Source organism: Gelidibacter sp., assembly GCF_035515035.1.
In the GTDB taxonomy this organism is placed as follows: Bacteria; Bacteroidota; Bacteroidia; order Flavobacteriales; family Flavobacteriaceae; genus Gelidibacter.
On sequence record NZ_DATJCA010000125.1, the window covers coordinates 1 to 11856 of the forward strand.

Here is an 11856-nt window from a genome sequence, read left to right on the forward strand (position 1 = left end):
AATGGTTTTAACAAAAAAATCGTGCTTTTTAAAAGCACGATTTTTCAAAGGATTTATGTTATATTATTTAATTTTTTCCACCAAAGAGACCTCCGATTATACCTCCAAGTCCACCTTTCTTTTTATTTCCACCCATAACCATTCCTGCCACATCATCCATAATGCTTCCATCATTGTTGGCATCAAGTATAGATTCTAGAAAACTTTGATCGCCTTTGGGAGAACTTCCTTTTAAAAGACCACCCAACATCCCTTCAAGCCCACTTGGACTATTTACATTTTGTTGTTTGGCTTGATTACCTAACATCCCCATTAAAATAGGTGCTGCAACCTTTAAAATTTGGGCAACAGAACCGGCATCCACTCCAGCCTTGGCTCCAATTGCCTTTTCTACGTTACTTTGCTTATTGCCAAGTACATGCCCTAGGATTTTGCTTCCATCCTCCATGACATTATTATCAACACCTCCACCTCCAAAAAGACCGGAAAGGTTATTTAAAATGCTCCCATCATGCTTGTTGTTTAGAGCACTCAACAAACCTTGGGCGCCTTCAGGTGAAGAGGCATTTCTTTGCATGGCGGCCATTAATACAGGCATGGCCATCGTTAAAACGTCATGTGTTTTGTTTTGCGGTTGATTTGTTTGCTCAGATACGCCGCTCACAATCGATTTTCCAATATCGCTATTTAATAGATCTAAAATTCCAGACATAATTATATGATTTTAAAATTGAAAGGTTAAAATACAAAAAATGCTTGCAATACACTGTATGACAAGCATTTTTAACAATAAATGTTAATAACTTAAACGTTTTCTGTCTTTAATATGCTGACAATCTGTGAGGCCAATTCTGTTCCAATTCTGTCCTGGGCCTCATTGGTAGCGGCACCAATATGTGGTGTTAATGACATTTTCCCATTCATGAGTACTTTAATTGCCGGAGTGGGTTCGCTTTCAAAAGTATCTAATCCTGCAAAAGCAACTTTTCCACTATCGATTGCTTTAACTAGTGCGACTTCATCAATGACCCCTCCACGAGCGGCATTGACAATACCTACACCATCTTTCATTTGAGCAAATTGTTTATCGCCAATCACGTATTCATCTTGTGCCGGAACGTGCAGCGTAATGAAATCTGAATGCTTAAGAATGTCTTTCATTGGTTGGGTCTCAATTTCCACATTGATAAACTGTCCGTTGTAAAACTCAACTTTGATGGTTGCTTTTCCAACGAATTTATCACTTGCAATCACCTTCATTCCTACTCCTAGAGCAATTTTGGCAACTTCCCGTCCAATTCGTCCAAAGCCAACAATTCCAAGAGTTTTACCTCTTAATTCCGTGCCCTGTGCATAATTCTTTTTAAGAGCGTTAAATTTTGAATCACCATCCAAAGGCATGTTTCTGTTGGCATCATATAAAAATCTTACGCCACCAAATAAATGTGCAAAAACCAATTCTGCTACAGACTGTGATGAGGCTGCAGGAGTATTTATGACATGTAGATTCTTGCTACGAGCATAGTCTACATCAATATTATCCATACCAACGCCACCACGTCCTATAATTTTAAGACTTGGACAGGCGTCAATAAGGTCTTTTCTAACTGTGGTGGCACTTCTCACCAAAAGGACATCAATGTTTTTTTCATTGATGAAATTGATCAATTGTTCCTGCGCTACTGTAGTCGTAATTACTTCAAAACCTTCTAGTTTTAATGCATCAATTCCACTTTGTGAAATTCCGTCATTTGCTAATACTTTCATGAAATTTTATTTTTTAGTCCCACAAAAGTGGGAAACTCTTTTATGTTATTTAATTTTTCAGTTTGAACAAGTTCCCAACTGAAGACTTCTTTTATGCTTTCGTTTCCAATTCGCTCATCACTTCCACCAGTGCTTTTACACTATCCAAGGGTAAGGCATTATACATAGAAGCTCTATAGCCACCAACACTACGGTGTCCATTCAATCCACTAATTCCCGCTTCTTTTAACATGGTTTCAAAAGTTTCCTTCAAATCATCGTTGACCAAGGTAAATGTGGCATTCATATTAGATCGGTCCTCTTTGACCGCATAACCTTTAAATAAAGGATTAAGATCTATTTCTGAATAGATCACGCGAGCTTTCATTTCATTCACTTTCTCAATTGCTTTTATGCCACCTAAGTTTTTAAGCCATTCCAAGGTTAGCATTGAAGTGTAAACCGCAAAAACAGGAGGGGTGTTAAACATGCTGCTTTTTGCAATTTGAACCTTATAGTCCATGATGGAAGGAATTTTTCGGGATACTTTCCCTAAAATATCTTCTTTAACCACCACTAAAGTAGTGCCTGCCGGGCCCATGTTTTTTTGTGCACCAGCGTAAATGAGATCAAACTTAGAAAAATCCAATTGACGTGAAAAAATATCACTGCTCATATCACATACCATTGGAATTGGTGAATTGGGGAACTGTTTTATCTGAGTTCCAAAAATAGTGTTGTTGGATGTACAATGGAAGTAATCATAATCTTCAGGAATTGTATATCCTTTAGGGATGTAATTATATCCAGCCTCTTTTGAAGACGCAACTTCATAAATATCATCATAGATCTTTGCTTCTGCAATGGCATTTGCACTCCAAGTTCCGGTATTTAAGTATCCAGCGCGCTTTTCCAATAAATTTAAGGCAACCATAATAAATTGTGTACTCGCTCCACCTTGCAAGAATAAGGCTTTGTACCCTTTTCCTTCAAGACCCAACAATTCCAAAGCTAGAGCTCTGGCATTTTCCATAACATCTACAAAATGTTTACTTCTATGCGAAATCTCCAATAAGGAAAGTCCTATACCATTAAATTCTACAACAGCCTCGGAAGCTTTTTTAAGAACCTCTTGAGGTAAAATTGAAGGTCCAGCGCTAAAATTGTGTATTTTCATTGTTTTTGGTTTTTGAAAGATACAAAGGTGCTAAATTCAAAGGGAATTGAGGGTAAGAAATTGATAATTTATCAACTATATTCTTAACAAAAATGCAATAGTATCAACATTGTCGGCATAGTCCCACAATTGTGGATGTTGGGTCTGTCCGAAAGCCACGGAATTATCCGTAACCCCTTTAGAAACTACACATTGAATCTTGTCCTGATTAGTCTCAAGTAGTGATTTAAGCTCCTCTATATCGTTATAGTATTCATAAAATAGGGTTGCAATGGGAGAACCGTAGCTGGCATCTTCCTTGATCATTAAAAACCCGTTTTCCAACAAATCAAATTCGCTCATCAAATAAACGGCCTTATTGTAATCATAATTATTGGCATATTTATTTTGATGTATAATAGGATGCCATTCATAAACGCCATTAAAAAAGGCATCGAATTTATAGTTTTTTGGAACGAATAATTTCGAAACGTTTCTGCAGCCTAAACCATAGTATCTGAAAATATCCTCTGATAAGCCTTTGAGTTCATCATCGGTCTCCTCACCGGTCAACACGGCAACAGAGTTTCTATTCCTTCTGATAATCGATGCTTTACCTTTAAAATAATGCTCAAAATAACGTGCCGTATTGTCACTGCCTGTGGCGATGACCGCATCAAAATCCGTTAATTTTTCTTCCGTAAATGTAATTTTACCTTTAAATCCAGGTTCTATTTGCTCTAAATATTTTGCCAAATAGGGCAGTAGGTGTTTATCATTTGAAGATTGTTTTACAATAACTTCATGACCCGTAATAAGTACAGATAAGAAATCGTGGAAACCTACCAAAGGGATGTTTCCTGCCATGATAATAGCTACTTTTTTAGAAGGAATATTATTGAAGTGATACTTCTTTAACCATTGTTCAATGTTGTTCTTTTTTAGAGATTTAGCCCATCCGCTCAAAGAAAATGCAATGTTCTCTTTCGTGAACCAACCATTGTGTTCATACGCCAATTTTATTTGGTGCTTAAATCCGTCAAAAAATAAAGCGTTCGTACTGACATTCTCGTTCATTTTAAAGCCTTCTGTTGAAAATTGTTCGATAAATTCTCCCAGTTTTGCGAAAGCGTTAATTCTTTTCTGTAAATCCATTCTGTATTTGGTTATGAATAGTTTTGGCGTTATTTTTGCATCGCAAAGTTAGAAAAATCAAATGAACGAGATTTGTTTAAGTCACACTTTTTCTAAAAGGTCTTGAAATCAAGAAAATCAGATCGAAACCTCTAAAAATCTCATCACTTTTTCTAAAATTAATATTTTAATATAAAAGACGTAATGGCAATTATAATAACAGATGAATGTATTAATTGCGGTGCTTGTGAGCCTGAGTGCCCAAATACTGCAATATATGAAGGTGCCGACGATTGGAGATATAAAGATGGAACCAGTTTAAACGGTAAAGTAGTGCTTCCTAATGGAGAGGAAGTAGATGCTGAGGAGTCCCAAGAACCTATTAGTGATGAAATTTACTATATAGTTCCAAACAAATGTACGGAGTGTAAAGGGTTTCATGAAGAACCACAATGTGCGGCGGTATGTCCGGTAGATTGTTGTGTTCCTGATGATGATCATATGGAAACAGAAGAACAACTTTTGTCAAAACAACGTTTTATGCATCCGGAAGGGTAAATAATACGGTAATACTATGGGTAAAAAATCTCAAGGATAGCTTGGGATTTTTTTATGCAAATTATTCAGATAATTAACTAAATTTGCAGTCGCAAAAAATTGCGATTTTATTTAATGAGATTCCCGCCGTTGTGGGAATGAAAATAAGTTTTTCAATGAAAGCCGGAATTGTAGGATTACCAAACGTAGGGAAGTCGACCCTTTTTAACTGTTTATCTAACGCGAAAGCGCAAAGTGCCAACTTTCCGTTTTGTACCATTGAGCCCAACATAGGTATTGTAAATATTCCAGATCCGCGTTTAGAGCGGCTAGAGGCTTTGGTAAAACCTGTGCGAGTGCAACCTGCAACCGTAGAGATAGTGGACATTGCGGGCTTGGTAAAGGGCGCGAGTAAAGGTGAAGGCTTGGGGAATCAATTCTTGGCGAATATTAGAGAGACCGATGCCATTCTGCATGTATTACGTTGTTTTGACAATGATAATATTGTACATGTTGATGGTAGTGTCAATCCTATTAGAGATAAGGAGACTATTGATATGGAGCTCCAGTTAAAGGATTTGGAAACTGTCGATAAAAAACTTGAAAAAGTAAAACGTGCCGCAAAAACGGGCAATAAAGAAGCGCAGAAGGAAGAAGCGGTCTTGGTTAAGATAAAATCAGCATTAGAAGCAGGAGTTTCAGTAAGAGCTTTGGAATTTGCCAAAGACGATTACGACGAATTTGTCAAACCAGCACAATTTATTACAGATAAACCTGTCATGTATGTGTGTAACGTAGATGAGGAGTCTGCGGTAACAGGTAACGCTTACGTTGATAAAGTGAGGGAAGCAGTAAAAGATGAAAACGCTGAGATATTGGTGTTGGCGGTTGGTACAGAAGCTGATATTACAGAATTGGACAGTTATGAAGAACGTCAAATGTTCTTGCAAGACATTGGTTTAGATGAGCCAGGATCTTCAAAGCTGATCAGATCAGCCTACAAACTGTTAAAACAACAGACGTATTTTACAGCTGGCGTCAAAGAGGTGCGCGCTTGGACCATTGATGTTGGTGCCACAGCTCCACAAGCTGCAGGGGTTATTCACACAGACTTCGAAAAAGGGTTTATCAGAGCAGAGGTTATTGCCTTTGAAGATTTTTCAGCCTTAGGTAGTGAAGTAAAAGCTAAGGAAGCTGGAAAGATGCGTGTAGAAGGAAAGAATTATGTGGTTAGAGATGGTGACATCATGCATTTCTTGTTTAACGTATAAAAAGAAGAACCAACTTGATTTTTTGAAGTAAAATGGCAGTTGCTGTTGGATAGATTTGTTTGGAAATTTATTTATGCAGCAACGCGCCTATTGCCATGTCTGTTTAGTTTTTATGGATGGAATTTGATGAGGAAGGACATTCATCATCATCATTCATTGAGCCTGCATCAAGAATAATTTCTTTTATCAGTAATTTTATTCTTATCTTTCAATCGGATAAAATTGAAATTATATGAAAATTATATTATGGCTCGCTGTAGCAATCATCTTCTTTGTGGTGCTTTTCTACGTATTTAAATTCGTGTTTGTAACTTCCTTAATTATTGCATTGGCAATTCTTATCGTCCCTATTTTATATTTCACGTTTAAGAGTAAGAGCTAAAATAATACGTCGAAACGGATTCTTCATGCGTCATAGTTCAATCATCCCTCTCAGTTTTTAAAACTTTGTTAATTACTTTAGTATCTTGTGTTCTTAAGTTTTATAACGAAATATTATATTAGCAACCTATCTAAACTTTCACCCTTTTATGTCTCAAGAAACTGCCTATACCGAAGATAATATACGTTCGCTCGATTGGAAAGAGCATATTCGTATGCGTCCCGGTATGTATATTGGTAAACTTGGTGATGGCTCGTCACCTGATGATGGTATCTATATTCTTCTAAAAGAAGTTCTAGATAACTCCATTGACGAGTATGTTATGGGTGCCGGCAAGACCATCGAAATCTCTATTCAAGGAAATAAGGTAATTGTTCGCGATTACGGTCGTGGGATTCCATTAGGTAAAGTAGTGGACGTGGTTTCCAAGATGAATACGGGTGGTAAGTATGATTCCAAAGCGTTTAAGAAATCGGTGGGACTCAACGGTGTAGGTACTAAGGCGGTGAATGCCTTGTCACATTTTTTCCGTGTAGAATCCACTCGTGATAACAAATCAGCTTCTGCAGAATTTTCGCAAGGTAATCTCACCAATCATGAATTATTGGATGATACCTCTAGAAGAAAAGGAACAAAAGTGTCTTTTATTCCGGATGAAGCCATCTTTAAAAAGTATAAGTATCGCAACGAATACGTGGAAAAAATGCTCAAAAACTATGTGTATCTCAACACAGGTTTGACCATTGTTTTCAACGGTGAAAAATATTACAGTGAGAATGGCCTAAAGGATTTGTTGGAAGAAAATATCGGCGAATCTGATTTGGCCTATCCAATCATCCATCTTAAGGGTGATGATATAGAAATTGCTCTAACCCACTCTAAAACACAATATAGTGAAGAATATCATTCTTTTGTGAATGGTCAAAACACAACACAGGGTGGAACGCATTTAGCGGCTTATCGTGAAGCTTTGGTAAGAACTATTAGAGAGTTTTACGGCAAAAATTTCGACCCTTCAGATGTTCGAAAATCGGTGGTTACCGCGGTGGCAATCAAAGTTATGGAACCCGTATTCGAAAGTCAAACCAAAACCAAATTAGGCTCAACGGACATGGGCGGCGACTTGCCAACGGTAAGAACTTTTATCAACGACTTTGTTAAAACACAATTAGATAACTTTCTTCACAAAAATCCAGAGACTGCTGATAAAATTCAGCGTAAGATCCTTCAGGCAGAACGTGAACGCAAAGAATTGTCAGGCATTAGAAAACTTGCAAAAGACAGGGCGAAAAAAGCCAATTTACACAATAAAAAGTTACGGGATTGTCGCGTTCATTTTGGGGATATAAAAAACGACCGGTATTTAGAATCTACCTTGTTTATAACAGAGGGTGATTCTGCATCTGGAAGTATTACCAAATCAAGGGATGTCAATACGCAAGCTGTGTTCAGTTTAAGGGGTAAACCTTTGAATTCTTATGGCATGAGCAAGAAGATTGTTTATGAAAATGAAGAGTTCAATCTGTTGCAAGCCGCATTGAACATCGAGGAATCTATTGAAGATCTTCGCTATAACAATATTGTAATAGCTACAGATGCTGATGTGGATGGCATGCATATTCGTTTGCTGTTGATTACCTTCTTTTTGCAGTTTTTTCCGGAATTGATCAAGGAAGGTCATTTGTATATTTTGCAAACGCCTTTGTTTAGGGTCAGGAATAAAAAGGAAACGATCTATTGTTATTCGGAACAAGAACGTCGTGACGCTATTGAAAAATTAAAACCCAAGCCAGAGATCACCCGTTTTAAAGGTCTTGGTGAAATTTCACCGGATGAATTCGTCAATTTTATTGGAGAAAGTATTCGATTGGATCCTGTTATGCTTGATAAAGATATGTCCATTGATGCTCTTCTTGAGTTTTATATGGGCAAAAATACTCCCGACAGACAAGAATTTATTATTGATAATCTTAAGGTAGAATTAGATATAGTGGAGGAGATTCATGAGAACTAATAATTCTAAGGTTAAAAATATCATTATATCAGTCTATTTTATACTGATTGTGTTTGCCATTTTTTTGGCTACGGTGTTTAGTGCATTCAGTCACCTGACCTCAAATCCTTTATTGACTTTTCTTCTAATTCTAGCTGGATTCCTGATTTTATTTCTGTCGGTACATGCCATTTCAAAGTATTTTGAATATGACAGTGATGGTCTAAAAGTGATCCTAATTAATAAAGGACTCTTGTTATCAGACTATTTCAATTATAGAGAACATTTATTGGAATTTGATAAATCGCGCTTGGTGGCCTTTAAATTCAAAAATTATTTTGTCTATAAAAGCCTGACATTATATATCAAAAACTCACAAGGCCATACCAAAAAAGAGACTTTTAATGTCACCTTAGTCACTAAAAAGAAAAGGCGCTACATTAGACAATCTCTAAGCAAAATGATTAAAGAAAATTTAAAACCTACTAATTAAACACGTTACATTGGAAGAAGATCACATACCTAATGAGGAGGAGAACATTAAGGAAAACGGCAGTAATGAGACTATTACAAGAGTTACCGGAATGTTTAAGGATTGGTTTTTGGACTACGCTTCTTATGTTATTCTTGAACGCGCGGTTCCAGCAATTGAAGACGGATTTAAACCTGTTCAGCGTCGTATCATGCAGTCTATGAAGGATTTGGATGATGGGCGTTATAATAAAGTAGCCAATATTGTAGGGCATACCATGCAGTACCATCCGCATGGCGATGCCAGTATTGCAGACGCTATGGTGCAGATTGGCCAAAAGGACCTATTGATTGATACCCAGGGTAACTGGGGTAATATCCTCACCGGAGACAGTGCGGCTGCATCCAGATATATTGAAGCACGCTTATCTAAGTTCGCCTTGGATGTGGTGTTCAATCCTAAAATTACCGAATGGCAGGCGTCGTATGACGGCAGGCGAAAAGAACCAATAAACCTTCCTGTCATGTTCCCATTATTGTTGGCTCAGGGCGGTGAGGGAATTGCTGTTGGACTTTCAACAAAAATATTGCCACATAACTTTATTGAATTGATTGATGCGTCAATCAAACATCTTAACGGAAAGAAATTCACCATATATCCAGATTTTCCAACCGCAGGAATTATTGATGTCACAGATTATAGAGATGTCATGCGTGGGGGTAAAATTCGTGTCAGGGCAAAAATTTCCCAACTGGACAGAAGTACCTTGGTCATTAATGAAATACCTTTTAGTACCAATACCTCATCGCTAATTGACTCTATTCTAAAGGCCAATGAGAAGGGAAAGATTAAAATCAGGAAAATTGAAGATAATACCGCAGCAAAAGTAGAAATTTTAGTCCATTTACCTTCTGGGATTTCGCCTGACAAAACCATTGATGCTTTATATGCATTCACCAACTGCGAAGTTTCCATTTCGCCTTTGGGTTGCGTGATTGAGGATAACAAGCCGCTTTTTGTTGGGGTTACAGAAATGTTACGTCATTCCACGGACAAGACTGTGCAGCTTTTAAAACTTAATCTCGAAATAAAACTTGATGAGCTTGAAGAGCAGTGGCATTTTGCATCTTTGGAGCGAATTTTTATAGAAAACAGGATCTATCGTGATATTGAGGAAGAAGAAACTTGGGACGGTGTAATAACCGCAATAGAAAAAGGACTTCAACCACATATCCAACATTTAAAACGAACCATTACCACTGAAGATATTGAACGTTTGACGGAAATTCGAATCAAGCGTATTTCTAAATTCGATATTGACAAGGCACAACAAAAAATAGATGCTCTAGAAGACCAAATAGCACAGGTAAAACATGATTTGGTGCATTTGGTAGAATATGCCATTTCGTATTTTACACGCCTCAAAAACGACTATGGTAAAGGCAGGGAGCGTTTAACTGAAATCCGTTTGTTTGATGATGTTGATGCTACCAAAGTAATCATCAGAAACACGAAACTTTATGTCAATAGAGAAGAAGGTTTTATTGGTACTTCACTCAAAAGAGACGAGTATGTGTGTGATTGTAGTGACATAGATGATATTATTGTATTTACAAGAGATGGTAAAATGATGGTGACTAAGGTGGATGCCAAAACATTTGTCGGGAAAGATATCATCAACGTAGAAGTGTTCAATAGGAAAGACAAACGCACCATTTATAATATGATTTATCGTGATGGCGCAAAAGGTCCATCATATGTCAAACGTTTTTCTGTTCTAGGTGTTACTCGTGATCGCGAATACGATCTAACCAACGGTAATAAAGGCTCTATGGTTTGGTATTTCTCATCCAATCCAAATGGAGAAGCTGAGGTGATCACCATCTACCTCAGACAGGCAGGAAGTGTTAAAAAGCTGAAATGGGATCTTGACTTTGCGGATATCCTCATCAAAGGACGAAATTCCAAAGGCAACCGAGTGACCAAATATGCCATCAGAAAGATTGAGCTTAAAGAAAAAGGCATTTCGACTTTAAAACCTCGAAAGATCTGGTTTGATGATGCCGTCCAACGTTTGAATGTGGATGGAAGAGGCGAGTTGCTTGGTGAGTTCAGAGGTGAGGATCGACTATTGGTTATACATCAATCGGGAGTTCTAAAAACAATTTTACCGGAATTGACCACACGATTTGATAATGATATGATTGTTTTGGAAAAATGGATTCCGAAAAAACCAATTTCTGCTATTTATTTTGATGGGGAAAAAGAGCGTTATTACGTGAAGCGTTTCCTTGTAGAACATGAAGGCAAAGAAGAGCTATTTATTTCTGATCATCCAAAATCGCAATTGGAAATCGTTTCAACTGATTGGAAGCCTATGGTAGAAGTGGAATTTACAAAAGAACGCGGCAAAGATAGAAAAGAAAATTTAGAAATCAATCTCGAAGAGTTCATCAGCATCAAGGGTATTACCGCTTTAGGCAATCAATTGACAAGAGATAAGGTCAACCAGATTAGTTTATTGGAACCATTACCTTATGAAGCTCCAGAAGAGGTGCCCGCACAAGAAATCGAGGTTGTAGATGAAGATAATATTTCAGAAAAACAGGAATCTAAAGGCTCCAAACCTCATTCAGATGACGGGTCTAATGAGGACGATTATTTGGAAGAGAACGGGCAGGGGAAGTTGTTTTAGGCTACGACCATTTTGATAGGCTTTAGAAGGTGAGAGGTAGGAAAGGCTACAGCTTGACGAATATAGAATTGCACGATGTTGTTATACATGGTTCTGATTTATTGATAATTGAGGAATTGGCTCTAGAGTTATATTTTTGAGAACCGACTTTATAACAACAGGAGGATTTTGAAGTCAATTATCTTCAATATATGGAAATTCTACAAAAACGAAGCGTTCAATCTTTGAGGACGCATGACTATATGATGTACTTATATTTCCGTTTTTTAAGCTAAGACCAAGATGGTGAAATGAACACTTTACACTATCCGAATTAGATCTTTACAATGATACGGATTCACCAAAAAAATATGATGAATCCGTAAAGTTAAAAAAGATTTGATTTTTTTATTGTAGATTCTCTGATCTATTCATTATTCAATATCCGAATGCTCTATTCCAATTATATTCATAAGTTTCGTAACACTGCC

Annotated in this window: 10 protein-coding genes; 6 read left to right on the forward strand and 4 right to left on the reverse strand. The window is 37.2% G+C overall.

From position 1 onward, the window contains the following. Window positions 1-67: 67 nt before the first annotated feature. From VLZ86_RS10670 to VLZ86_RS10685, 4 genes are all read right to left on the reverse strand, one after another. On the reverse strand, window positions 68-712 hold the full coding sequence (locus tag VLZ86_RS10670) for a DUF937 domain-containing protein (RefSeq protein ID WP_325451139.1): 645 nt from the start codon (window positions 710-712) through the stop codon (window positions 68-70). A gap of 92 nt (window positions 713-804) precedes the next feature. Then, a complete protein-coding gene (locus VLZ86_RS10675; RefSeq protein WP_325451141.1) occupies window positions 805-1767 on the reverse strand; it encodes a D-2-hydroxyacid dehydrogenase in 963 nt (320 codons plus the stop codon). Window positions 1768-1858: 91 nt separating this feature from the next. After that, window positions 1859-2923, reverse strand: a complete 1065-nt coding sequence (gene serC / locus VLZ86_RS10680; RefSeq protein WP_325451143.1) for a 3-phosphoserine/phosphohydroxythreonine transaminase — start codon at window positions 2921-2923, stop codon at window positions 1859-1861. Between the two features lie 75 nt (window positions 2924-2998). Then, a complete protein-coding gene (locus VLZ86_RS10685) occupies window positions 2999-4057 on the reverse strand; it encodes an acyl-CoA reductase (RefSeq protein ID WP_325451145.1) in 1059 nt (352 codons plus the stop codon). A 183-nt stretch (window positions 4058-4240) separates the two neighbouring features. On the opposite strand from VLZ86_RS10685, the gene VLZ86_RS10690 reads away from it, so the two are divergent. The 6 genes from VLZ86_RS10690 (at window position 4241) to VLZ86_RS10715 (ending at window position 11386) form a co-directional block, all read left to right on the forward strand. Further along, window positions 4241-4594: a 4Fe-4S dicluster domain-containing protein gene (locus tag VLZ86_RS10690; RefSeq protein ID WP_325451146.1), complete on the forward strand. Its 354-nt coding sequence runs from the start codon at window positions 4241-4243 to the stop codon at window positions 4592-4594. Window positions 4595-4749: 155 nt separating this feature from the next. Further along, the gene (gene ychF, locus VLZ86_RS10695) at window positions 4750-5844 is read left to right on the forward strand and encodes a redox-regulated ATPase YchF (protein ID WP_325451155.1); all 1095 of its coding nucleotides are present in this window, start codon (window positions 4750-4752) and stop codon (window positions 5842-5844) included. 232 nt (window positions 5845-6076) lie between these two features. Continuing rightward, window positions 6077-6226, forward strand: a complete 150-nt coding sequence (locus VLZ86_RS10700) for a hypothetical protein (protein ID WP_325451148.1) — start codon at window positions 6077-6079, stop codon at window positions 6224-6226. 148 nt (window positions 6227-6374) lie between these two features. Beyond that, complete coding sequence (locus VLZ86_RS10705) at window positions 6375-8240, forward strand: DNA topoisomerase IV subunit B (protein ID WP_325451150.1); 1866 nt, start codon at window positions 6375-6377, stop codon at window positions 8238-8240. Continuing rightward, window positions 8230-8712: a hypothetical protein gene (locus tag VLZ86_RS10710; protein ID WP_325451151.1), complete on the forward strand. Its 483-nt coding sequence runs from the start codon at window positions 8230-8232 to the stop codon at window positions 8710-8712. Before VLZ86_RS10705 ends, VLZ86_RS10710 begins: the two co-directional genes overlap by 11 nt. Window positions 8713-8722: 10 nt before the next feature. Continuing rightward, a complete protein-coding gene (locus VLZ86_RS10715) occupies window positions 8723-11386 on the forward strand; it encodes a DNA gyrase/topoisomerase IV subunit A (protein WP_325451153.1) in 2664 nt (887 codons plus the stop codon). The last annotated feature ends 470 nt before the right edge of the window (window positions 11387-11856 follow it).